General features: G+C 59.6%; 16 protein-coding genes, 6 pseudogenes and 1 riboswitch. Of the genes and pseudogenes, 6 read left to right on the top strand and 16 right to left on the bottom strand.

The window, feature by feature from the left end; genetic code table 11:
* From NKH13_RS33640 to NKH13_RS33680, 9 genes and pseudogenes are all read right to left on the bottom strand, one after another.
* Positions 1–248: pseudogene (locus NKH13_RS33640) on the bottom strand (adenosine kinase); the annotation flags it as partial.
* Positions 249–357: 109 nt separating this feature from the next.
* Complete coding sequence (gene metK / locus NKH13_RS33645) at positions 358–1533, bottom strand: methionine adenosyltransferase (RefSeq protein WP_023679684.1); 1176 nt, start codon at positions 1531–1533, stop codon at positions 358–360.
* A 54-nt stretch (positions 1534–1587) separates the two neighbouring features.
* The gene (glyA, locus tag NKH13_RS33650; RefSeq protein WP_352917147.1) at positions 1588–2925 is read right to left on the bottom strand and encodes a serine hydroxymethyltransferase; all 1338 of its coding nucleotides are present in this window, start codon (positions 2923–2925) and stop codon (positions 1588–1590) included.
* A 915-nt stretch (positions 2926–3840) separates the two neighbouring features.
* Positions 3841–4221, bottom strand: coding sequence for a hypothetical protein (locus NKH13_RS33655; protein ID WP_352691545.1), 381 nt, complete (start codon positions 4219–4221; stop codon positions 3841–3843).
* 41 nt (positions 4222–4262) lie between these two features.
* Positions 4263–4664 carry a hypothetical protein gene (locus NKH13_RS33660; protein WP_352669529.1) on the bottom strand — a complete coding sequence of 134 codons (402 nt, stop codon included), beginning with the start codon at positions 4662–4664 and terminating at the stop codon, positions 4263–4265.
* A 234-nt stretch (positions 4665–4898) separates the two neighbouring features.
* Positions 4899–5798, bottom strand: a complete 900-nt coding sequence (locus NKH13_RS33665) for a hypothetical protein (protein ID WP_352917149.1) — start codon at positions 5796–5798, stop codon at positions 4899–4901.
* A gap of 15 nt (positions 5799–5813) precedes the next feature.
* Positions 5814–7346, bottom strand: a complete 1533-nt coding sequence (locus NKH13_RS33670) for a Fic family protein (RefSeq protein ID WP_352917150.1) — start codon at positions 7344–7346, stop codon at positions 5814–5816.
* A 175-nt stretch (positions 7347–7521) separates the two neighbouring features.
* Positions 7522–8079 (bottom strand): annotated as a pseudogene (locus NKH13_RS33675) (phosphomethylpyrimidine synthase ThiC); the annotation flags it as partial.
* A 104-nt stretch (positions 8080–8183) separates the two neighbouring features.
* Positions 8184–8300: riboswitch (TPP riboswitch) on the bottom strand.
* A 545-nt stretch (positions 8301–8845) separates the two neighbouring features.
* A complete protein-coding gene (locus NKH13_RS33680; protein ID WP_352917152.1) occupies positions 8846–10003 on the bottom strand; it encodes a porin in 1158 nt (385 codons plus the stop codon).
* 1044 nt (positions 10004–11047) lie between these two features.
* Between NKH13_RS33680 and hemN the strand changes: the two genes are divergently transcribed.
* The gene (gene hemN / locus NKH13_RS33685) at positions 11048–12388 is read left to right on the top strand and encodes an oxygen-independent coproporphyrinogen III oxidase (protein ID WP_352515929.1); all 1341 of its coding nucleotides are present in this window, start codon (positions 11048–11050) and stop codon (positions 12386–12388) included.
* 227 nt (positions 12389–12615) lie between these two features.
* Here the strand turns inward: hemN and NKH13_RS33690 are convergent.
* A pseudogene (locus NKH13_RS33690) lies at positions 12616–12955 on the bottom strand (PIN domain-containing protein); the annotation flags it as partial.
* A 734-nt stretch (positions 12956–13689) separates the two neighbouring features.
* Between NKH13_RS33690 and NKH13_RS33695 the strand changes: the two are divergent.
* On the top strand, positions 13690–14376 hold the full coding sequence (locus NKH13_RS33695; protein ID WP_352515927.1) for an isopentenyl transferase family protein: 687 nt from the start codon (positions 13690–13692) through the stop codon (positions 14374–14376).
* Between the two features lie 251 nt (positions 14377–14627).
* Here the strand turns inward: NKH13_RS33695 and NKH13_RS33700 are convergent, their stop codons facing one another.
* Complete coding sequence (locus NKH13_RS33700; protein WP_352822595.1) at positions 14628–14828, bottom strand: hypothetical protein; 201 nt, start codon at positions 14826–14828, stop codon at positions 14628–14630.
* A gap of 209 nt (positions 14829–15037) precedes the next feature.
* Between NKH13_RS33700 and NKH13_RS33705 the strand changes: the two are divergent.
* Positions 15038–15247, top strand: a pseudogene (locus NKH13_RS33705) (IS630 family transposase); the annotation flags it as partial.
* A gap of 73 nt (positions 15248–15320) precedes the next feature.
* On the opposite strand, the gene NKH13_RS33710 reads toward NKH13_RS33705, so the two are convergent.
* A complete protein-coding gene (locus tag NKH13_RS33710) occupies positions 15321–16283 on the bottom strand; it encodes an NUDIX hydrolase (protein ID WP_352469024.1) in 963 nt (320 codons plus the stop codon).
* A 147-nt stretch (positions 16284–16430) separates the two neighbouring features.
* Between NKH13_RS33710 and NKH13_RS33715 the strand changes: the two are divergent.
* Together NKH13_RS33715 and NKH13_RS33720 are read left to right on the top strand one after the other, a co-directional pair.
* Positions 16431–16647 (top strand): annotated as a pseudogene (locus NKH13_RS33715) (3-methyl-2-oxobutanoate hydroxymethyltransferase); the annotation flags it as partial.
* A 261-nt stretch (positions 16648–16908) separates the two neighbouring features.
* Positions 16909–17526, top strand: coding sequence for a cold-shock protein (locus tag NKH13_RS33720; RefSeq protein WP_352917154.1), 618 nt, complete (start codon positions 16909–16911; stop codon positions 17524–17526).
* Here NKH13_RS33720 and NKH13_RS33725 read toward each other — a convergent pair.
* From NKH13_RS33725 to NKH13_RS33740, 4 genes and pseudogenes are all read right to left on the bottom strand, one after another.
* Positions 17501–18050, bottom strand: a pseudogene (locus tag NKH13_RS33725) (ABC transporter transmembrane domain-containing protein); the annotation flags it as partial. The gene NKH13_RS33720 and the pseudogene NKH13_RS33725 overlap by 26 nt on opposite strands.
* Positions 18051–18082: 32 nt before the next feature.
* A complete protein-coding gene (locus tag NKH13_RS33730) occupies positions 18083–19738 on the bottom strand; it encodes an MFS transporter (RefSeq protein WP_352917155.1) in 1656 nt (551 codons plus the stop codon).
* A gap of 1582 nt (positions 19739–21320) precedes the next feature.
* Positions 21321–22403: an HPP family protein gene (locus NKH13_RS33735; protein ID WP_352917156.1), complete on the bottom strand. Its 1083-nt coding sequence runs from the start codon at positions 22401–22403 to the stop codon at positions 21321–21323.
* Positions 22404–23074: 671 nt separating this feature from the next.
* A complete protein-coding gene (locus tag NKH13_RS33740) occupies positions 23075–23278 on the bottom strand; it encodes an ABC transporter permease family protein (RefSeq protein WP_352814108.1) in 204 nt (67 codons plus the stop codon).
* Between the two features lie 131 nt (positions 23279–23409).
* Between NKH13_RS33740 and NKH13_RS33745 the strand changes: the two genes are divergently transcribed.
* Positions 23410–23751, top strand: coding sequence for a hypothetical protein (locus NKH13_RS33745; protein ID WP_352917158.1), 342 nt, complete (start codon positions 23410–23412; stop codon positions 23749–23751).
* Positions 23752–24008 lie beyond the last annotated feature (257 nt).

Consider the following 24008-nt stretch of genomic DNA (forward strand, 5'->3'; position numbering starts at 1 on the left):
TTGGAGACCTTGCCGAAGAAAGCGGCGCGGCCGCCGAAGGAGGCGACGCCCGCCGCCGTGTTGCCGGCGCTGCCGCCCGAGGCTTCGATGGCCGGGCCCATGCCGCTGTAGAGCAGTTCGGCGCGCCTCGTGTCGATCAAATTCATCGCGCCTTTGATGATGCCGTTGGTCTCCAGGAACGCCTCGTCACACTGGGCGATGATGTCGACGATGGCATTTCCGATACAAAGCACGTCATAGTCCGGCATCAATTCATGTCTCCGCCAAAAACCCACCGGCTTTCTGCCACGCCGGGCGCGGGCGGGTCTGGCCAGTGGGAATGGGCTTTGCGCTTGCCAATCCGTTCGGCGCCAGCCCTCACGGGGCGGCAAGTCCTGCCTCGCGACGCAATTCGTCGGCCCTGTCTGTCTTCTCCCAGGTGAAATCAGGCTCTTCACGGCCGAAATGGCCATAGGTCGCGGTCTTGCGGTATATAGGGCGTAAGAGATCAAGCATCTTGATAATGCCCTTCGGTCTGAGATCGAACAACTCAAGAATGAGGCGCTCGATCCTTCTTTCCTCAACCCTCGCTGTTCCGAACGTGTTGACCATGACAGAAACCGGACTGGCCACGCCGATTGCGTAAGCAAGCTGCACCTCGCAGACGTCCGCAAGTCCGCTAGCGACGATATTCTTTGCGACATACCGGGCCGCATAGGCAGCTGAGCGGTCAACCTTGGACGGGTCCTTGCCCGAAAAGGCGCCGCCGCCGTGACGACCCATCCCACCATAGGAATCGACGATGATCTTGCGTCCAGTGAGACCGCAGTCGCCGCGCGGCCCGCCGACTACGAACCTCCCCGTCGGGTTGACCAGAATTCTGATGCCTTCCGTCTCCAGGTGGGTCGGCAGGACAGGCTTTATGATTTCCTCAATGACGCCCTCGCGGACCGTCTCTTGCGAGACCTGCTCGTCATGTTGGGTCGATACGACGATGGTATCAAGGGCGACCGGGCGCAACCCCTCATAGCGCACTGAGACTTGGGATTTCATATCAGGACGCAACCAGCCAAGCTGTCGTGCTTTCCGGACATCTGCCTGTCGTTTCGTCAAGCGATGCGCGAGCTGGATCGGCAAAGGCATCAGGGTATCGGTTTCGCGGCATGCGTAGCCGAACATGAGGCCCTGATCTCCCGCTCCCTGCTGGAGGTCCTGCCCTCGTCCCTCGTCAACGCCCTGGCTAATGTCGGGCGATTGCTCGGTGAGTGCATGAACGACGGAGCAACGCCGGCCGTCAAAGCCGACAGCCTCATCGTCGTATCCAATATCGAGAATCGTATCGCGCGCAACTTGGCTATAATCCACCCGCGCATCGCTAGTAATCTCGCCAGCCACAACGACTATCCCTGATTTTACCAACGCTTCACAGGCGACGCGTGCCTTGGGATCGGTGCGGAGGATGGCGTCGAGGATGGCATCCGAGATGTTGTCGGCCAACTTATCCGGGTGTCCCGCGCCAACCGATTCGGAAGAGAACACGAACTGCCTAGCCATGAAATGCCTCGTTTCGGGTGTTGGAGTTGTATGGTGCATTTTGCTTAGCCCACCTTACCTGTTGGTGATGCCCGGGACCTCGAACGCAGCGCACAAATCGGCAACGTCTCTTCGCACGCAGGCATGGAGATCTTCGTCATCAGGCCGCCGGAGGACGCAGTCAATGAAGCCAGCAATTTGCACCATTTCCACATCGCGCATGCCCATTGACGTCACTGCTGGCGACCCAAGGCGAATTCCGCTTGTGACCGCCGGATCCCGCGGGTCGCCAGGCACCATATTAAAGTTTGTGATGATACCTGCCTTTGCTAGCCGCTCGGCATAGACCTTGCCCGATAGTGGTCGATCGCGCAGATCAAGGACCAGCATGTGATTGTCCGTCCCCCCGGTAACCAGGTCATACCCTCGCTCGATCAGTGCCTGTGCAAGAGCCTTGGCATTCTTGACGGTCTGTTGGCCGTAGCTTCGGAAGGACGGGTTCGCGGCTTCGTGCAAGGCAACTGCTAGCGCAGCGATGGCATTCATATGAGGCCCGCCTTGCAGGTGAGGAAAGACCGCCCGGTCTATTCGTCTGGCGAGATTGTATTTGCTCTTTGTATGATACAGGGCCTGATAGCGATCTTCGTTCCTGGACAAAATGAAACCACCGCGGGGACCGCGGATCGATTTGTGGGAGGTGCTGCTGACCACGTCGCAATGGCGCACGGGATTCGGGTGCGCTCCCGCGGCAATCAGTCCGCTGATGTGCGCAATGTCGGCTACGAGATAGGAGTTCGCTTCCAGGGCGATTTCTGCCATTGCCGCGTAGTCAAAGACACGCGGGTAAGCAGTTCCGCCGACCCAAATGAGCCGCGGCCGTTCCCGCTTGGCTGTCTCGCGCAAGCGGTCATAGTCAATCTGCTGTGTCTTTTCATCTAGTCCATAGGGGACGCGTTGATAGTCAGTTCCGGAAAAGTTGATGGCCCAACCATGAGTCAGATGGCCCCCTTCCGGGAGGGGCAGGCCCATGACTTTGTCACCGGGGCTCAAAAGCGCACGATAGACAGCCTGGTTGGCCGGCGAGCCGGAATAAGGCTGGACGTTGGCATGCTCGCTGCCAAATAGTGTTTTCAAGCGCTCAATGGCTAGATTCTCAAGCTCATCAACGATCTCATTTCCAGCGTAGTAGCGCGCACCGGGGTACCCCTCGGCGTACTTGTTCGTGAAAATCGAGCCGTTCGCTTCCAGCACGGCCGAGGACGCAAAGTTCTCTGAGGCGATGAGCTTAAGGGTCGTCCGCTCCTGCCGCTCCTGTCTCAGAAGCAGTTCGTGAACGCGGCAATCAACCGCGGCCAATCGAGACCGTCCGTAAGTGTCGCGCGGCGCGATGGCGCCGTCGGCGGAGTTGTCCATGGTGGTTTCGCGCTCCAATTGGACTGATCTATTTCACGGTCAAGCATGCGATCCCCTTCGACGGCGCGTCTTGTGTGGCTTCGAGCCGTTGAAGGTCTCGTTTGTGATAGCCATCGCCGTGGGGCAGGAGATCAACCAACAGTTGAACCAGCCCGCCGTCCTTACCTCCTGCTTTGAGATGGTACGAGCACCACGGACGTTGTTCGTTGCAGTAAAGAAAGTCGGCTCTGGCCAGCAGCCGGACGTGTCGTACAACGTGCTCACGACGCAGACCCAGAATCTCCGCTAGCTGGCAGACAGTTAGGTCCGCATGCGCGCAAAGGCCTAGGATTCGAAGGCGATCTAGATGCGCTGCCGTCCGAAGGCGACTGACCAGTGTCAGCATTGGTCAGGTCCAAGCCACTTGGAAAGCCTGGGCACTCGTCCTACTGAATTTGTCATTTCGCGTTCTCCACAGATGTTGCAGCTTTCGAACGAAATAATATGGTTGCTTGTCCACCGACCGGACAATCTCGGTGGCCGTGAAGATACTGTTTTGAGCCAATATGGCTGTGTCGAACAAACAAGATGGGCGCTGTTCTTGCCATTGCCTTTAGCCGAAATTGCACGCAGTTCGGCGGGTCGGAGAATAAGCCACGGTTCGGACTCCACTGACTCAAACGTTGCAATAAGCCTACCATTCACAGCGAACCGGAGTTGCTAAGAGTCTATGAATTTCCTTGAAGGATCTGTTGCAACGTTTGCGCAGCCCGGTCTTGCTCCCGGCTTGCAGCGGTCAATCTCGTGCAGACTGACCGTGATGCAAAGATGACAAGGAAGGTTCGCTTTCAATCCGATCTTCTTCCTGGCCAAGTGGTTCGTAGTCTCATAACTGTGGCCTAGACAAAAGCTGGGCTAATCAGCGGTATGATGTCGTTAGCGTGGTTGGGCCACCAGCAGGTCGACGCCAAGATCGACACGCGCAATTTCCCGCGCTACGAGAATGTCAGTGACTGCGCGCTCTTCCTCGGGCGGTCTGGCTGCGCCGTCTAGAATCTGAATGCATCTCGCGCCGACCCGTTCAGCAATGAGCTGTTCGGCTTGCCGCATTGACGGCGAAGCAAGCTCAAGTACGTTTTCGCGCATCTCACGCGCCGCCTCGCCGACTTCCGCAAAACGCTTCTCGGCGAACTGCTCCCTGAAGAGCGCAGCGAGATCATCAAATGTTTGAACTTTGGTGGGCTTGGGTTTCGAGCAAAAATATCCAGTTGCCAGTCCAGGTTTATAGGCAAGGCTGTGCGCTTTGTCGTCTGGCAAGGGCCCAATATCCCCTGGTGAGACGAAAATGGACTGCCGTGCTACGGTTGCTCCAAATAAGAGCGGTCGAAATCGCTGATGTTTGCGATACAAGGAGCCGCATAGAAGACGTTTGACGGATAGCGCGCCTCAAACCGAAGAAGCAGTTCATGCTGACGCGACACATCCCTGCGCATCATCGCAATCCGAAAAAATGGTATCGACAAACCGGGACAATGTCCGCTCGCAACCTCAAAGGCAGTTCCTCGCTTCATCAGCTCCGGAAGCTTGTACTGGAAAAACAGCGGAACCCCTGGGAAATTGATGCGGATGTCAAAGCCAGAATGCCCCTCCTGTATGAGGTTTGGAAAGACCGGCGCGCCTACAGGTGCGGCTGACGATGACCGGATAAGGTTTTCGGTGAAGGCATACCCAAATGAGAACTCCATGTAGCCCACCTTCATTCAATTCTGCTTTCGTGCTGAAGTTTATCCTGGCTCTTTACCTGCAGCCGAGCAGACTCTATAACAAAAAAACTATGTATACTTGCGAGATAGTCTGAGCTTATCGATTCCTCGGATAGATATTTAAAGAGCTCACCCACTCTTCTGGCTGCTAGAATGGGAATGGGAAGCTTCTGGTTGATCTGGGTCGAGTTCCAGTTGATTTTGGTAAGCGACAAAACCTCCTGCGCTATCTCAGCGATTCCCGGCCAGATCGCCGATAAGTTTCGGGCTTCGCGAACAGCGCCAGAGTGCGTAGCCGATATCTTCAACCGGGGCGGCAGCTTCTCCCTCGCCAGTGCCGAGCGCGATCATATGCGTTGCGCATTCGGCCAGCGCGCCGTCAAGGCGCCCCGCTTCCGTCGCGCTGCCGTAAAGGTCCAGGAACCACGCCAGCGAATAAGACCAGTCGGCAGGCAAGTCCTGCCCATTGTGATCCCTTGCGACGACGGCCACGACGGCGTTGCGGCCTTCGGGCGTGCGGGGCTCTATCCCAAGGATCGGGTATAATTCGGGTGTCGGCTGCTGAAGGATACGCGCCGGCACGAGCGACAGTGCTTTCTCCAGCGAGGGAGGAAAATCCTCCAGTTCTTCGGCCAGTTCGGCAGCTTCTCTCCTTCGTCCCTCGCGGCGCGCTTCTACATATTCTGCCGCAACCACGGCAACGGTGCGCTGCGCCCGTTCAGCGGTGCCGGTGGCAATCAGCTCGGCCGGAATGTCACCATCCTTGATCGCCCAGTGCGTACGGTGCTGTTCGAACTGTTGAATGCCCAGCCGGTCCGCAATTCTCAACACCGCTGATCGGTCGAGAAAGGCATGTTCCGGATCGGGCTCGAAGGTGAAGGCCAGTTCGTGTCCGCGCCGAACGATATTGCGTATGCGGCCGTGCCGGACCACGCGCGCGTGCGGGCCTGCCGCCCCGACTTCGTACATCAACAGCGCCGGGATTTCCTCCAGCCGGCGCAATGTTTCAGGGCGCGCGAGGTCGATAGCCTCGGCCTCGGCGCCGCTATATTCCTTGAACCGGTCAATGGTTGACGTGAACGGCGGCGTTTCCCACCACTCGCCGTGGCCCGAGACAAGCAAGTTAAACATGGCACAGCACCGACCTCACGCCGCCTTCTCCATAGACCACTTCACCCGTTCGGCGAGAAAGGCGGCGAATGATTTCACATTGATATTGCCGCTCGCCTCCTCCAGCCCTGCGAGGTAGGCCTTCCGGTCATCGACTCTGACGACTGTCCAGGGGTAACCGCCTGAAGCCAGCATCGCGTTCATGAGGAACCGCGCCATCCGTCCGTTGCCGTCCGGATAGGGGTGCACATAGCCCACAAGCCAATGCCCCAGCACGGCACGCACGGCGGCCTCCTTCTCCGCCTCCAGCAGGTCGAACAGCTCATTCATACCATCGGCCACCGCTTCGGTACGCGGCGCCACGTGCTGCGAGCCGCGCAGGTACACAGGGTGATTGCGATATCCCGCAAGCGCGCTGGCTTTGAGGATGCCGGCGGTCACTGACGGCGCGAACAGCTCCCGGTACCACTCCCGGTGAGTGTCCCGCGTCAACGCGCCGGCTGGCTTGCCGTTGATGATCGCGGCAACAGAGTCTTTGACCTTCTGGAATGCGAGGTAGTAGCCACGCGCGGCAAGCGCATCCCGGTTCTTGCGGTCCTCTTCATCAATCTCCGGATTCCAGCTCCCCTCGCGCACCCGGCCGATGAGTTCCGGGGTGACGCTGTACCCTTCTATCGACAGCGAATGGTAGGCGTCGCTTTCGTAGATATCCTCGACGAACTTCATATAGGCGTCTTTGTCGGACGGCAGTCCGGGCGCCTTCGGGAATATCTCGATGATGGCTTCGCGCTGCGATTGCCAGATCGCGCGCAGGCGGGCGACCAACGGCGGTACGCCCGCCGCAATGGTTGTCACTCCAATTTGTCCCGCGAACGGATCGGATTCGCGCACGTCATAGCCGGCGGCTTTGAAGGCGGCCACGATTTCATCGGCAAAGGAGTCGCGTCCTACGCGACGGAAGGCCCCCGCAAGCCGTCCCGCCACGGCGGAATGGCCGCCATCAAGCAGCAGGGCCAGAACGGTTGATACGTCGCGCACCGACGCCATGGCGATCTGCATCTCGATAGGGGCGCGCTGGAAGAACGCTTCCGGCACCCGGGTAAGGGCGGCCTCGACAGTGAACACGCGCTGGCCGTTTTTCTCTGTCAGTTCGGCCGGCATCTCCTTGACCTTGAGGTCATAGAGCGAAGTGCCGAACAGCAGGTCGATTCTGTTATTCGTGCCTTTGGGGGTGTTCACCACCACCTGAGGCGGAATAGTGGGCGCTTCCGCGTGCAGAAGCAGCGACTGCTCCGGTGACAGGAACCAGTCCTTGCCGAACCGGTCATTGCAGTAAAGGGAGCAGAACTCCCAGAAGCTCGCGTACCAGGGGGTGGTGTCTTGCTGCTGTGCCTGCGGGCCGGTCGACATGAGCCAGCCTTTGATAACATCGCGCAGGAACCCGTTCTGCAGCAGCCGCTCCCGGTGGACGCGGGTCAGCTCATCTGATTTGAATATGCGCCGCCCACCCTCCTGCAGCTCTTTGAGGACGGCCAGTGATACAGCGAGTTTTTCATGGGGCTTGGCCATGGCCGTGCCTTTGCAACTTTTTTAGAGCTGTGCGATTACAAGTATATAGTGCTGATAGGCGACAAGTCAATGATGCTGTGGAGTTGCAAGTTTTTTAAGTCGTGCGTAACAAGTTTTTTATGCGATAATCGGCAAGTGCGATCGTTTCCATAGCCGCGCGAAGGATCGTTACCCGGATGGGCCGAGACCCAGCTCCCTCTTCTCGGACGAATTCCGGCGTGACGAAATCGGGAATGGCTGCGCCGAAGCTTTCGCCGTCGCGTTGCAGCTTGCCTCGAAGGATCTCGCGGCCGAGGTTCTCGCGGATGGCGACGAATTCCATTTCGGGGGTGATGATGCCGGTGCGCGCATAGGCAAGCTGGGTCACTGCCTTGCCCGACCTGGCCCTGAGCGGCCGGTTGCGCACGGGAAATTCCGGCGTCAGGCGTTCGCCCGCCGCGAATCCATTATCTTCCGGCCGGACATGGCGGCCTTCATAGGCCTCGACATCGCCGCGCGCCAAGATCCACTCGTGGCGAAGCCGGGCAAGGCCCTTGTCGATGCTGGTTTCGACAGTCGGGTCGGTATAGGGGCCGGACGGATCGTAGACGGTGACGGGCGGTTCGCCGGCCGCCGGGTGGACGGAGATTTCGCGCATCGGCACTTTGATGTGCGGATAGAGGACGCCGGACCTATGGATTTTCCGTGAGGCAGGCAGCGGTCCCGTCGAGACGGCGGGGCTGAGGGCATTCATCTTGAGGCTCCTTTGCTCGTTGCATTGGAAACCCAGTTCTGTGCCGGGAGGATGAAAAGACGCTTCTGTCGACCTGCCGAAACAGGACCTCGGGCGTAAACTCCCGCAAAGCGCTTGCACCGTCCCTACGCCAGTATGAACTGGATCAGGTTCAACGGGTCACTGCGCCGCGAATGCCAGCAGTATCTCAGCCCCTTGCCGGGACTCCCCTGGTGAATGCCTCAAATTGAGCGGGCCGGAACTATCTCGTCAAGCGCATTCGGCCCGCGCCGGTGATCGTCGGGCGATCGTCTCGGCCAGGCGCAAGATCGGATGGAGCGTCGCCTGAGAATCGTCTGTTCCTCGATCAGCCTCGCTTATGCTCTGGAGCTTGTTCTCTCGCGCCCGAATTTCCGCGGGGATGGCTGAACGGAGGCGATCCATTTGCGATTTTCAAGTGCGTCGGGCCGCACCCCCACAATCGCTCAACAAGTCGAACACGTCCTGACCCGACTGGGCCTTCAAGTTCGGACCTGAAACCTGGCCGGGTACTGCTGGATGGCAGGGTCTGTCAAGCGGGCGGAAGGGATGAGGAAATGAAAGAGCTGCAGATCAAAACACAGCGATGAATATCGCCTGCGCGATCATCCGGACCAGATCTGATATGAAACATCGTCCGGCCCCGAGATCGAGGCTCCAATCTCGTATAGCTTCCATGCGACGTTCTCTTGGAGTGTTGCGGGATTGGTCCGCTCAACCGGATCTCGGAGCTCAACCCTTTCATCCGTTAGAATGAGCGTTCGAAACGCAGGATTCCGCCGACACTGCTCTTCTTGTTGGCGTTGGTCCAATTCACGTTGGAAGCGTCCAGCTTGCCGACGGCGAAGTTACCGTATCGGCCATAGTCGAGTTCCGCCGTAACTGTGAAATCTGGAAGAAACGCATAGGCGACGTTTGCAGCGACACCATGGTTCTTGAGCTGATCACCGGAGAGCTGAAGCTTGAACGAAGTTGTCTCGTTGAGCTCGTAAGCGGCGCCAGCCCAGAAAGCCCAGTTCCCGCCCCAACTCTTATAGAAGCCGCGACCATGAGCGTCGATGGCGTTCGTGGAGTCGTCGTTGAGCTTGCCGTTGGAACCGTAGCCGAGCATTCCGAACAGCAACAGTTCGTTGGTGACATTGATGTCGACACGGACCTTGGCGGCCACCGATTCGTAGTTGCTATCATAAGCGGCAACGCCGGTGATCGCGCCCCAGCCATGTGTGTATTTCAAGCCGCCGACTACGTGCGGTGCGTAGCTGTCGATTGTGCCGACCACGCCCGAGCCTTCTTCGAGCGAAACCACGGCCGAAAAGCCGTTCCCGGCGTCGAAGTAGTACTGAACCACATTGGTATCGAAAGCGCCGTAGGGAACCGGCGTCTGGTTGAGTACGTCACCCGCGCCGCCAATAAACATGTCGAAGGCCGACCAGTCCTTACCAACTCGGAGGCCACCAAGCTGAATCCAGGCGAAAGTCAAGGTGCTGTCTCCGTTGAAGGCATAGGACCGAGAACTGTCCGAAACCGAAGTGTGGCGGTTGCCGAAGTTCATGCGGGTTTCGGTGTAGGTCTTCAACGTGCCGAGTTCGGTCTCCTGGCCGGTCCAAGTTTTCAATGTGAAGCGCGTGTTGTTTTGCCATGTGCCCTGATGCTCACCAGTCCTCACATCCGAGGTTCTTGCGTGATCAACCAATCCGACATGGCCCAAGCCGACGTCGTAACGGACATAGCCGCCGATGCGCACGCAGGTCTCAGTGCCTGAAATGTAGACGTAGCCCGAGCCGTAGACGTCGCAGATTTTAACGTACTCAGTCGGGTCAGGCTCGGCAACGGCGGTCACGGCGCGAGCGTCGGAAACGGCAATCAGTGCCGCAGTTGAGCCGAGGAGGAGGCTCCTAATGTTCATTGTTGATCTCCGTTCAAAGAGTAAAAGGAATGGACGTCAGTGATGAAGTCTTGCTAAGGAAACAGTCGATAACGATGCGCATTGAGTTGAATTTGAGCAGTTTTGATGCGCTCGTCACGCCAGATATTCATCAGAAATTGAGAATATGATTGGGTGTTATTGTTACAAATATGCGATTGTTATTACAAATATAATAATCGCCGAAACGACTCCATCCAACATTTCTGTACAAATCATCCCCGTCATCTCCGCTAGTTGTGGGCGGGCCGTCACAAAGGCTTCTACTGCAAATGACGTGCCATCCTGACGACGCAGCTGCGGCTTGAAGCTCAAGTGTGCCGGCGGACCTTGGTTCGCTCTTCCTTCCTTTTTGCCTTGCGGATCAACCCAAGCACGAACGGCAAACGTTTCGGCTACGGTTCGTCTGTTCGCTTCGCGACAGTTTCGTTCAATGGCGACAGCTTTGTCTGCTGTGAGCCCCGACGTTGAGACATCATGCGGCGGCACCGCTCGGTACGACGCCGTCATTTTGGCGAGCGCGATGATCGGTAATCACGCGCTGACGCGCAGCCTTGCCTCCACCACGGAGTCAGTAGGCGCGCCGGCCTTGGCATTGCGGCCGACCTGACGGTCGCGTCGAGCAGCCTCTCGTCCTGATAGACGGCGCGCCACAGCTAATGCTTCTTGCCAGCAATTCACACAACGAGCTCATCGAGATGCCAGAGATCACTATGGGCTGCGCTAGCTGGCGAGCAAAGTCTGGTCCCAACGCCGTGTTATCTCGTTGGATGCGGCAGCCGCGCTCAGCAGAATCTACTCGACCAGGCGCAGGCTGAAGGGAAGGGATGGTGGAACCAAACGGTGCGCGTGAGGGTCGCGGCGGGAACAGCCATGGCCAGTCGCTGACCGTCCAGCCAAGACTGAACGGCCGCTATTGCTGAGAAATACAAGTTTCGAGCCCAAAGCGGAACGGACTGACATAGCGCAAAGACACAGGCGAGCGCAGCCGTAAGGTTGGTGGTTATCAGCATGGGACGGTAACTGTTGCAGACCACAAAATATCGCGAGGCCGGCCTGCCTTGGTACACTATCTATCCGACTGTGTCGGAGTTCTCTGGGGCGGTCGGCGCCGAGGCTTATGAGGAATGGCTCAGGAACCTGCCGGCTGACGATCCGGTGTCGCTCTATTTCCACGTTCCGTTCTGCCGATCAGCTTGCTGGTATTGTGGCTTCCCCACCACCATCACCCGCCATGATGCGCCGATCCTCAACTATCTGGCGGCGCTGCGTGACGAGATCCGTTTGGTCTCGGAGCGAGCGCCGCAGACGCTGCCCGTGAGCGACATGCATTTCGGCGGCGGAACGCCGTCTCTCATAGGACCAGCCGAGTTCCTGGCTCTGATGGAGTTCCTGCGACGCCGCTTCGCTCTCACGAAAACAGCTACGGTTGCCGTCGAGATTGATCCGCGCACGTTCACGGCCGAGATGGCCGAGGCCTTAGGAGCAGCCGGCGTGAACCGTGTGAGTCTCGGCGTGCAGAGCTTCGATCTCATTGTTCAAAAAGCAATCAACCGGGTTCAGAGTGAGGCGCAGACGTCTGCTGCCGTGGAAATGCTGCGCCGGCATGGAGTAAGCCGCATCAACTTCGACCTCATCTTCGGTCTCCCGCATCAAACGGTGCAGTCCTGCGTCGAGACCGCGAGGGCGGCGGTCGCAATGCGCCCCGACCGGCTTGCGGTGTTCGGCTATGCGCACATCCCGTCGCTTGTAAAGAATCAGCGCCTCATCGAGGAGGCAGTTCTTCCGGGCAGCGCTGCCCGCGCCGAACAGTATGCGGCCGTGGCCGCGACGCTGATTGCCGCCGGCTACCGCGAGATCGGGCTCGACCATTTCGCCTTGCCGGACGACGAGCTCGCGCTGGCACAGAAAACGGGTCGCCTGCGGCGTAACTCGCTGGGCTACTCGGCCACCACCTGCAGAACCCTGATCGGTTTCGGCGCGTCGGCTATCGGCCGCGTCGGCGAGGGGTACGTCCAAAACGAAGTTACACGGGATTCCTACATCCAGCACATCGCAGCTGGCCGTCTGGCGACGTCAAAGGGCTATCGCCTCACCGACGACGACCGCGTGCGAGCCGCAATTATCGAGCGACTAATGTGCGATCTCGAGGCCGATGTGCAGGCAATCTGTGCCGCCCACGGATCTGATCCGATCCGTCTTCTCGATTCAGCTGAACGCTTGGCGATGCTGGCCGAGGACGGGATAGTGGACTTCGAAAACGGTTTTGTCCGCGTACGGCGGGAGCATCGCTTTGTAATTCGCGCTGTCGCTGCCGCGTTCGATGCTTTTCTCGATCGGGATGGCCGTAAGCATAGCCACAGGTGAGGGCAATCATCCAACCGGAAGCTAAACTCGACGCCCTTGGCCGAGGCCTGTCATGAAGCGCGCGTCAAGGATGCGAAAAGCAGAGCTGATCCGCCTATTTCATCTCATCTTCAATGACATCGACCTCGTGGCTGCCACCGAGGCGTTTCCATATTGATCGTGGTAGGTGCGGGACATCTGGGTGTTTCGCCGTCAGCGCATGAATATCCCCGCCATGTGATGGGTCAGGAAATCGCGGTGGCTGCAATCAGCCCGTCCATCGATGACAGACCGCGGCCACGCCGCTTCGCGAGGCCCGTCAGGTCGCCCCAGGCCAGGGCAACCAGTTCGTCCACGGGCAGGACTCTCGGCTCGAAGCGCTGCGGCAGGTCCCGGGCGAGCCATCCGGCCAGTGCGTCACGTTTCCGACCTTTGTCTATGAGGGCAGCGCCGCGCCGGATCTCGGCGATCGACACAACCTGATAAATGAGCGGTCTTCATCGAGCCCGTCATCCATTCCAGCGCGCGCGCGTCAGGGCTCGGCCTCGTCACCTCGGAGAGGCCATTAGTGTCGAGCAAGAGCCTCACAATGGCAGACCATGCGGTTCATCGCGTAGCCGCTCGATGTCCAGTTCGGCGTTGCGCAGCGGCGATGCGCAGCGAGTGCCCAGAAAACGGCAGCCAGCTCCCCTTCCGGAAGATCGGAGCGGACGCCACGCAAAAAGCGCCAAATCCTTGGCGCCGGCGGTCTGTGTGTTTGCGCGCTGGCGGCTTTGGTGTACTCCTGTGCCGTTTCGACGAGGCTTCCAGCCGGACCGGCAGGGGAGGAGGCTTTGGCGGCGCGGCCGGCACACGGCCCACCTCGAGGACGAGATCGACGATGTCGGGCAGATCCTCGGTCGCCTCACAAATCGGTGAGGTCGTCGGGGCACCGTCTTCCACTTTTGTTGATCAGCCGCCTTCCTGGCCATGTTCCGAGACAATAAGGCGCCCGTGCGCCGCCGCCTCGATTAACCCAAGACGCGCAAGGATCTTTTGCCGGAGACAACGAGGTCACCATCCTGCGGTGCCGCGTTGCGTCACAGTCGGCATGAGATGTGCAAAGTGGACCGTCGTCAAACGTCAAACAGAGGCGTTGGTGACTGGACTGAACGACCAGAACGGGCTGCTTGCGCCCTTTCGGACTTCACAAAGTTCGAAAATGGCGTCGTTTCAGGGCATAATCGCCGCTTGTCAAAATGTTTGCGACAAGTCCGGTGAAAGCCTGCCGAGTATCTTGTGCTTGGGGGGCGGTTAGTTCCGATAAACTAAGCGGCATACACATGCTAATCTATTTGATTTACGGGCCGACCTGCAGCGGCAAAACAGACGCGGCAATCCAAATTGCACGAGAGACCGGATGGCCGGTCATTGCGCTGGATCGTGTACAATGCTGTCCTCAAATCGCCACCGGCAGCGGGCGTCCCTCGGATTCCGAACTGCAATCTACCCAGCGGATCTACTTGGATTCGCGCCCGCTAACCGCGGGCATCATCGACGCCGAGACCGCCCATCGTAAGCTGATAATGCAAGTGGATGAGCGTAGTTCCCAGCCGGGGCTCATCCTCGAAGGCGGTTCGATCTCCCTTCTCAATTTAATGGCGCGAAGTCAGCATTGGGATGGCGCTTTTCGGTGGCATGTAAGGCGGTTGCGGCTCGGCAACTCGGACGCCTTTCTGGAGAGAGCCAAGCGTCGGGTCACAGACATGTTTGTCACAAGAGAAGGACAACCTTCATTGCTGCAGGAACTTGCGGATCAGTGGAAGGAAGATGCAGTCCGTCCCACTTTGGAAGACGTTGACGGATATCGTTGCGCCATTCGTTTTGCGAGAGAGCACAGCTTGGCAATCAGCGAAATGCCGTGCCTTCGCAAAGAGCTCCAACAAGATCTTGTAGAGGCGATTGCGAGAGAATATCTCGAATATGCGCGTTGGCAAGAACGCGACTTTCCAGAATGGCAAACTGAGTGAGCAAGCCTCCCCGGACCTCGCCTGCGGTGCGGGCACGGTAGCTCCTGAGAATTGCGCTAAGTGGTTTGCTGAAGCAAGCTATTGCCAGGCGACATTAGGTCCGTGTGGCAGCGGAAGGATTGCTTTCGCCACGGTGACTGCGGAGGAGGCGACATGGCTGCACTGCTCATTTCAGGTATGGGACGGAATGTACCGATGACAAAGTGCTGCGCGCTTCGTAGCGACCGCTACCGTGGCTGACTCGCGAACTACTATCCGCCAGCCCAGTCTGTGGCGTCGTCTCGGCTTTCATCGCCACCGCCTTCGCCCAGGAAACGCCCGAGGCCGCAAAGCGTCGCCGTGGCAGTGCGGCACCCGGCAAGATGGGTGGTCATCGGCCCTATCTGATCGACGGGGAGCACCGTGCTTTCGTCCTGGGCGAGGTTGAGCGAGATGCCAACATGACGCTTCATCAATTGACGGCGGCACTGGCTGAACGTGGTCTCCTGCGAGCGTCGGTCGCTTCCTGCACCGCGAGGGCAAGAGCTTCAAAAAAACCGTTCTGCCGGCCGAGCAGCTCAAGCCAAAGCTGATGCGCGGGCGTGCGCAATGGATGCGCTATCAGACCCGCATTGACCCTACGCGCCTGGTCTCCCTGGATGAAACATGGGTCAAGACCAACATGGCGCCGTTGCGCGGCTGGGGTGTGCGCGGCAAGCGGCTGATGGCCCACGCACCATATGGCCATTGGAAGACGATGACCTTCATCACCGCGCTGCGGCATGATCGGGTGGAGGCGCCTTGGGTCATTGACGGACCCATCAATACGCAGGCCTTTCGCGTCTATGTCGAAACCGAACTCAACAAAACACTGAAGCCGGGCGACATCGTCATTCTCGACAATCCCGGTTCTCACAAGGGCCAAGCCATCCGCGACATCGTCAGGGCTGCTGGCGCAAGGCGGGTCAAGCCCGCGAGAGCGGCAATTTTGTTCCGGCTATCACCCTCTCGTCGAGAACGGCGTGACGGAAGCGATAAAGTTGCGCCGGCCGGCCGCCGGTTTCCGCGGTTGTCTCACCGGTTTCTTCGACCAGCTCCTGCTGCTCGATTAGCCGGCGAAAGTTCGGCTTACGTACGAGCCTGCCGGCAAGCGCCTCCACGGTGCGCTGCAGCTGCAAAAGCGTGAAGACCGGCGGCATCAGTTCGAATACGACCGGCCGGTATTTGATCTTGGAGCGCAGCCGCGCAATGCCGGTCGCCAGGATGCGACGATGATCGGCGATCATCGATCTGCCCGACACCGAGGTGGGCGCAGCGGAATGTCCGGCGCGTATTGCTTCCTCCACCAGGGCGGCTTCGTAGAGCAGCTCATAACGTTGAAGCGCGAGTTCCTCGTTCCAATGGCGGTCGTCAAAGCCGAAGGCGATCGCCGCCCGCCGTCGTCGGTCGAGGCGTGTCGTACCGTCGTCAGTGCCATCCGCCCATTCCATCAGGCGCGGCCGCAATTCGTCCAACACGACCGCCGGTGTGCCGGAGCGGTGATCCTCCCACGGGAAATAGTCGTACCAGCTTCCCCAGTGTCGCCCGGCCGGGTCGCCAGCTTCGTCTTGGTGGGTGAGCGCCAGATAGCTGATAGAGACCACGCGGTCGTCAGCGCCAACCCTGTCGCGATCGGCGAAGGTGTAGAGCTGTTCGATATAGCCGAGCGGCTGGCCGGTCTGTTGTTCCACCCATCCCCTGAGGCCCGACTGCAGCGAACGGTGAGCAAGCTCGAACGGGCCGGAGGGCAGGGCGTTTGCCTGCGGGATGGTCAGAACGCAGGGGGCGCTGCTGTCCATGGCGACCACAACGGCGATCAAGTCCGCATTGACGTCGTTGGCCTTGCCTCCAGCTCCGCCTTTCCTAATCCCTTTTGCGCGATCGTCCATGGTCCCCGAGGTCGTTGAGCAGAGCCCTGCCGCGTAGGCGGCTGAACCGATTGAATTCCATTTTTGTCTGATAATTGTCGGCGCGTCAACACCACCCGTCGTGGCGATTTTAGCTCTTCGCAGCTGCACAAAAAGTGCCAACGCGACATCCGTGCTTGGGGAAGGAGGCCCATTGAGTGCGCCGATTCAAAGCTCGTCGATCGACATTGCGACGTTGTTCTCGTCGGCGACAGCGCGGCATGGTTCTCCACGGCTTGGCGTCGACGCTGGGCGTGACGCTGGAGATGATGATCATGCACGGTCAGGCCTGCCCCGTGGCCTGGAGCCGGCGCAAATGGTCGTCGACCCGCCATTCGGTTCCTTTTGAAGAAACCCGGAGCAGGCTTTCCGGAATGCCTGATAAAGCCCTTCCAGTGCGCCCGCGCCAGCATCATCGCACTCTCGCTCCAACACAACCTATGCGAGTCAGTAAATCGACTCGCCGGCACTATTGTTTCAGTGGAAATGAATCTAGTCTCAAAGGGTTCGGCCGATAGGCCGGGCACAGCTGCGGTCTTCACGGCCTTTTTGACATAAACGCGTCCCCCGATTGAGATTATCTTGACGGTACCGCAGTGCGCCATCCATGCCAGTCGAGATGATCATGGGCAAATATCGAGACCATCGCGAGCCACGCCGGCATCGCTATGACGATGACCCCGTTTCCTTTTCGGAACGGACTTCCGAGCCAAGCTATTTTCAGCGCCCGCCGACCGTGACGGCAGATCCTGTCGATGCGGAGGTATTGTGGTTCACAGTCAGCAAGGGTTTTGGCTTCGTCAAACTGTCGGACGGCACGGAGGCCTATCTGCACGTGCGAGTGTTAGAGGCGGCCGGAAGCCGGGATGTTGCCGCGGGAACGCCTCTCAAGATCACGGTCGAAAAAAGTCCAAAAGGTCATCAAGTCGCGCAGGTGCTGGAGATCGGCGATCAGCGCGCGAAAACTCCGTCACATACGCGCGTCGCTGGAGGGACCTTCGTTGAAACCGGTGCGCAGCTGGAGAGCGGCGGCACGGTCAAGTGGTACAAACCCGAAAAGGGCTTCGGCTTCATTGCTCCTGACAACGGTGAGAAGGACGTCTTCGTTCATGCCAGCGCCCTGACGCGCTCAGGGCTCAGCGTGCTGGTGGCGGGACAGAAGGTGTTTGTCGAATGCGGGCAAGGCAAGAAAGGCTGGGAAGTCCGGAGCATTCGCCTTGCCTAGACGGCGATGCATTGCTCGCCTCGAAGGAGATGCCGGAGAGCGTCGGGCGGCCGCCCGAGCCCGCGTAGCAGAAACCGACATTGTCGAAGCGCAGCACGCCGTCGGTGACGACGAGATCCCTGGCGCCCGCCGCGTCCTCGATGTCAAGTTCGGCGTCGAGCAGCTCGAACAGCCGCGTGCCGCAGGTCGAGGCGCGCGCGAACGAGTTGACCATTAATCCGAGCTAGCGCACCGGCATCTGTAGAATGGTCATGAAGGTGAGCAACAGGGCCAGCGTGCCGACGCTGATTTGACCTGCGATCACTTTCTGGCCACCGAACCAGAGCACCAGGCCCATGGCGGTCAGGAACGAGAAATTCATGGCGCTGGTGTTGCCGACACGGATGTCAACGCGCTCATTGGCGAGATCAAGGCGCGTCCTGCTTGGCGCGGTCGAACTTTTCCAGCTCGTGCGGCTGCGCGGCGAAGGCACGCACGACACGGATGCCGCCGAGATTCTCATCCATCACCCGGATCTTTAACGATCGCTGATGCCCAGATATGGGAAGGTCAGGCTTCAATGACGGGGAAGGTGAAGGATTGACTGGTCGGGTTTCCGGGCCGAGCTTGTCGGCCGCTCAATCGAAAGCGTCATTTGAGGCGCTTTCTCTCCCGCGTGTAACTGGAAGACACGCTCGTCCAGTTCCTTGTCTACTTCCGTGAGACGATGATTGAGGCGAAGGTAGTCGGTCCAGGTCGGCGTTCGGAACGTTTCTGTCCACTGCATAGGCTTCTGAAGGTTGCGCTGGAGCGTCCAGTTCCGAGCACCGACGCGGCTGTGTACATGACGCCGCTGCCGCATGAGGTCGAGGAAGGCCTCGACATTTCTCTCGGCTATCAGATATTCGATCTTGACCACGATCGGGCCGCTTCTCGGCTTCAAACTGAGAGCGACAGCTGGGGCGTCGAATTCCTCCAAAGGATCGGGCTCGGACTCGCGGCGCTCGCGAAGAGGAAACAGAACGCCGGCTGCAGCAACGAGCAGCAGGGCCGCAGCGGAACCCTCTAGCGCCCAGGTCAGCGAATGGTTCTGGGAAACGGTGCCCCACACCCAGCTGCCGGCCGCTATGCCGCCGTCTATCAATGCATAGTAGATGGAGATCGTGCGCCCCACGACCCAGCGCGGGCTTGCCAGCTGCACGCTCACGCCAACCCCGGACCAAGCAGTGACCCAGCCTGCGCCGCCCAAAGCAAGTGCAATTGCCGCCACGCCGATCGAAGAGGTAAGCGCTAGGGAGAGGGAGCACGCCGCGCAGGCGACGCAGGAGAGCCTCATCAGCTTTTCTTGCGACAAGCTCCGTCTGAACAGGCTGTTGGAGAGGCCGGCGAAGACCGCGCCTGTTCCGAAACCTGCCATGAGCGTGCCATAGGCGAGCGGGCCTCCTCCCAACTGGTCGCGGACAATCAGCGGCAGCAGCGCGAGTATGGCGATGCTCGCCAGGCCAAAGAGGGTTCCGCGTGCGATCGCCGCTTTGATTTCCGATGACATCGCCGTGAAGCGCAGCCCGTCATAGATGGCCCTCCTCATCGACTCGCGCGGAAGAGGCGACGAGCGGACCTTCCACTTGCAGCGCCATATGGTGGCCAAGGGTACCAAATAGGTGAGGGTGGTCACGGTAAGAGCGGCCAAAAGCCCGAAGGAGGCAACCACGATGCCGCCGAGCGCCGGGCCCACGGTCCGTACGGTGTTGAAGCCAACGGAAAGCAGGGTAACGGCAGCGGGAACATCGCGCCGGTCCACCATATCGCCAACCGACGCCTGCCAGGCGGGATCGTTGAGAGCGCCGCCGCATGCGATTAAAAAGCTGAAGCCGAGAATCATCCATGGGTCGAGAAAGCCCAGCGCTACAACAGCGGTCAGCATCGCAGATGCTATCACCATAAGGCAGCGGCCCGCGAACATAACCCTGCGACGGCTGAAATTGTCAGCGAGAACCCCGGCGAACACGGACAAAATGAAAGCGGGCAGGTTCGATGAAGCCTGCACCAGCGCAACCATCAGATCGGAAGTCGAGATGGTAGCCATCAGCCAACTGATGGCAACAGTCTGCATTAACCAGCCGAGGCTCGAGACTTGCGTGGCGAGCCAGATCGAACGAAAGGTGGGCTGCAAAAGTGGCGCAAAGGTCGTTGGTACAGCCAAATCATCATTTGATCCAGCCACCCTACTCATTTTGCCAACCTTTGCTTTGCGTTATTGCCGTTTCCCATGTAATCTAGGCTGAACCGTGGCGGCTAGAAGAATAGAGAGAAACTGTTTGCCTTGCGGCACAGGCCCTCGTGATTAAGGGTTGCGGCCGAGACGCATGGCCGAGCCGGCTCACCCCGCCTTCGAAGACATCACGGGGTGGAGCCCGGATTCTTGCTTGTCGTTTGACGCAGCATGCTTCATCAACCGGCACTTTGCCGAGCGATGCCTTTTCGCGAAACGCGACGATGTTCTTTCGTCGGAAACTCTCTCCAACGGCGTTCGATGCGCTGAGTCTGGCTTGGGGCGAGGTGAGGGCTTGCAGATCTTAGACAGGATTGATTGCTGATATACGCAGACGGTTGCCGGGCCGCGATCGAAGAGGCGCGCGCCTTGCTGCTTCAGCTTGAACAAAAGTCTGACGCGCTCACACATGCCATCGACGACTTTCTGCTCGATCTGATGAGGCTGGCTTTCATTGTTGAATGTTATGGACGCGGCTTTGAACTTTTGGCGCGAACGCTTGCCCGTAGAAGACTGGCAAAGGTCAGGCTTTTGTCGGGGGCGGTGGACTCCGCCAGGGGAGAAATGACACCCAAAGCCGGATGGCTGACGCGACGGTCGCCCCGCGTTCCGCACAGTGACGAAGGTAACGGTACGGCTCTTCGGCAGATGGCGCATCCGCATGGTAGCGTCTGGCCGTTCCCTCTGATGCTTCGGCCTCCCACACCTATCCGAACAGGCCCGATCCTGGAGGGTCCTCGAAGTGGGCATGAGGGCGATAGGCCGCGTGGTTCGGGTACCAAGCGTAGGCGCGGTATTGGGCTGGAAATTGGCGACGCGCGACGAAGAAGTCCGAGATCAACTCGTGCAATGGCAATTCCTAACACCGTGGACGTGTTGGAGCAGCCTCATCCTCCTAGTCAGGAACGTCATCAAGGTTATAGGATGCGCGGCGAACCCTCGGAACTCAGGATCATGTTGACATCGCTGTTCGACAGAGCCGACTTCGCGCAAGGAAGCCACATCGTTTCGGAATTGCTTATCTCAGGGTCTATCGTCGGCCCTAGTCAAACCCTTGGCGCGGCGAGGAAGCGGCGGTCGTCGGCGTGATGCATGACGGGAGTCGGCCGCGCCTCACCAGAGGCGAAATGCAGGAACCAAAGGAAAGGACCACCTGCATGGAATTGCGAACCGCGTCCTCGACGTCTGAGCCGCAACCCTTGCCAACGATCACTCAACCCGCGACGTAGAGCTTCAACCCAGCCTTGGACATGCGAACCGCGCTACCATCGTTGCAGAGGAGCCGTCCACCAGATGGTTCCACTTGTAGTCCGCGCCTTTGGTCGACATAGCGGACTGGCTCTGGCCACCGGCAAGGTTGAAGAGTGTTCCGTTGTTGCAGTCGTACTTGGCCTACGTGAACCAGATGCCTGAGCACGCGGTCGCGTTTCAGGGTTGATCTACTCGTAAAAAGGAATTGTCTTAGGCGGAAGGCCGCACTTAATACCACTATCCTATTGGCGCCCCATCGGGTTCCCGGATTGAGCAAGTCCGGATCACTATTTTATGCCGCTGCCAGCGTTGTGTCCGCCATGTGCACGCGCGCTGCCGCTGCCAGCAGGTCGGTCTGGGTGATCAGCCCAATAATGCGTCGCTCGGCATCGACGATGACCACGGCATGGCTGCGGCCGTCGGTGAGCACCGGCAGCAGGCTCATCGCCGGCGTATCGGGAGAGGCGGTGCCAGCGTTCGACATCACAGCCCTCACCGCGTCGGTCGCCTTCGTCAGCTCGCGCAGGCCAACTACACCGACCAGCCCGCCGTCGGCGTCGGTCACCGGCAGCGTCCGGATGTTGTGATCGAGCAGCAAATGACGCGCCTGGTCGGCAGGCGCATGTTCATCGACCGAAATCACATCGCGCGACATGATGTCCTCGCACAGCAGGGTCCGGTGGGAGCGCACCATCGCCTGCAACTCGACCTGCCGTAGCAGCCGCTCAAGATCGTTGCGGTCGATATCGAAGGTTTCCTCCAGCGCGCCGAGCGCGGCATCGACATCCTCGGGCTGGAAGCCGACCCGCTCCCGCGCCGGCGGATCGATGGTTCCATGCGCGCTTTTAAGGGCGGGGGCCGCCAAATGCGGATAGTTGCGCCGCGACAGTTTATGGATGCCGTAGCCGAGTGCGACCAACACGATCGAGTTCAGCGCTACCGGAACGAAGGGAAACAGCAAGCCCGAGCTGAAGACGGCCGGTCCGCCGAACACCGCAGTTAAGGCGGCGGCGCCACCCGGCGGATGCAGGCAGCGCGTGAACGACATGGCGGCGATGGCCAGCGCCACCGCAATGCCGGTAGCAAGGACGGGTTCATGCACGAAATGCGCCACGATCACCCCGACCAGCGCCGAAATCGTATTGCCACCGATAATCGACCAAGGTTGCGCCAGCGGGCTTGAAGGCACGGCAAAGAGCAGCACGGCCGATGCTCCCATTGGAGCAACCAGCAGTGCGACATGTGGGCCAGACCCGTTCGCCAGCGCACTGATCACGCCAGTCAATGCGATGCCGATCATGGCCCCGATGCAGGCGAGCAGCCGCTCGCGCAGCGTTGCACCGGCAAGGATGGGAACAAAGAGACGAAACGCCATGGCATACCCTTGGGCGAGTGGTCGGAACTCCGCGCTCCGCAATGCAGGCAAAGCCACAGATTTGGAAGTTAAGCCAATTCGGAAAGCCGGCTCACGGGGGAATACTTTTGCGCGAAACGGCCATTGCCAAATGGGTGCAGACATTTTGATCAGCCAGAGGAGGCGGACGGCACGCTGATCCGCTCGAGCGCAGCTAGAGGCCAAGGGCTGTCGTGCCGCGGGCAGCCGGAAATGGGAATGGTCGGAGGTCGAGCTGGGATGGACACTAAGGAATTCAGAGGCTTCGAAAAGCGTGCTGACAATGTCGGCATGGCAAGACAAATCAGGCCCTTGTCACTCCACTTCCGAGGCTAACTCCAGCGGAGTACGGCTTCTACGCGGTGCTTGGTCTGCCTGTCCTTGCCACCATCGGATTCGTTGGCTGCTGAAACGTCCACCAGTAGCCGCTGAGAAGACGGCTGCCGCCAGTGCCGTCGTGGAACCGCCATATGACGGCGGCTTGGTTACAGAGCCGGCTCGTGTCGATCGGGCGGGGGAGCCTGATGTGACGTACATGGTCCAGAAAGTGGCCAATGAAGTGCTGGCATCGTCAACGTGATCAGGTCACGTAATAGCGGTAATACAACCGCGACCACGAGCCTCTCAGGCGTTCGATGAGGCGGTAAATCCGATCACCAGACCAAGCGCGATTCCGCCACACTGCCACACACGAAACCGATCAGGTCACGTTCCAGGCTCGCCAGAAGATTGGAGCCGAGGCCACCTCGGCTGAACTCTGCCATGCCGCGGGCCGCCACCTCTTCCAGCCGCGGTAGAAAACGTGGGTCAGCAGCGCCGGCATGGGCGAGCAACTCCCAAATCGCGAGCATCGCCATCGGCACCGCAAGCGGCCGCAGATGTCGGCCGATGAAGCGGAAGGCCGGCGGTGCGATGGAAGCGCCGTGCGACAGCCTATCCCGACCTGCAATCGTGATCAGGCTGATCGTGGGGTCTCCGGACGCCAGCGTTGCAGATGGTTTTCGGCAAGCGTGAGCAGGCCGTGGATCGCCAATTCGGTCAGGCCGACCACGATCATGGCCGAAAAGACGAGTTCCAATTGAAAGAGCTGACGACCATAGGCCATCAGGTATCGGAGCCCTTCGAACGATGCGATGAGTTCTACCGCAACCAGGGTCTGCCAGCCGTTAGCGAGGCCTTATCGCAGCCCTGTGAGATCGACGGCACGGCGGAAGGCAGCACGATCATCGTGAGTTTCGACCAGCAGCTGAACGAAACGACACGGCCAGACCCCCCCTCACGACGACGCGGTTGCGCTTCGCTAAGCCTTCGCCGCCATCAGGCTGGGTAGAGGACTTGCACGTCTAAAGCTGTCGATCATGCTCGGCACACAAAAAAGGGCGGCATTGCTGCCGCCCTTTCCGCTGTAGGTTGATAGGGGGCTGGATTAGAAATCCATACCGCCCATGCCGCCCATGCCACCGCCGGGCATACCAGCCGGCATGCCGCCGCCAGCCGACTCCTTCTTCGGAGCCTCCGCGATCATGGCTTCGGTGGTGACCAGCAGGCCGGCGACCGAGGCCGCGTCCTGGAGGGCGGTACGAACGA

Origin of the sequence: Mesorhizobium sp. M1348, from assembly GCF_040317925.1 — a bacterium.
GTDB lineage: Bacteria > Pseudomonadota > Alphaproteobacteria > Rhizobiales > Rhizobiaceae > Mesorhizobium.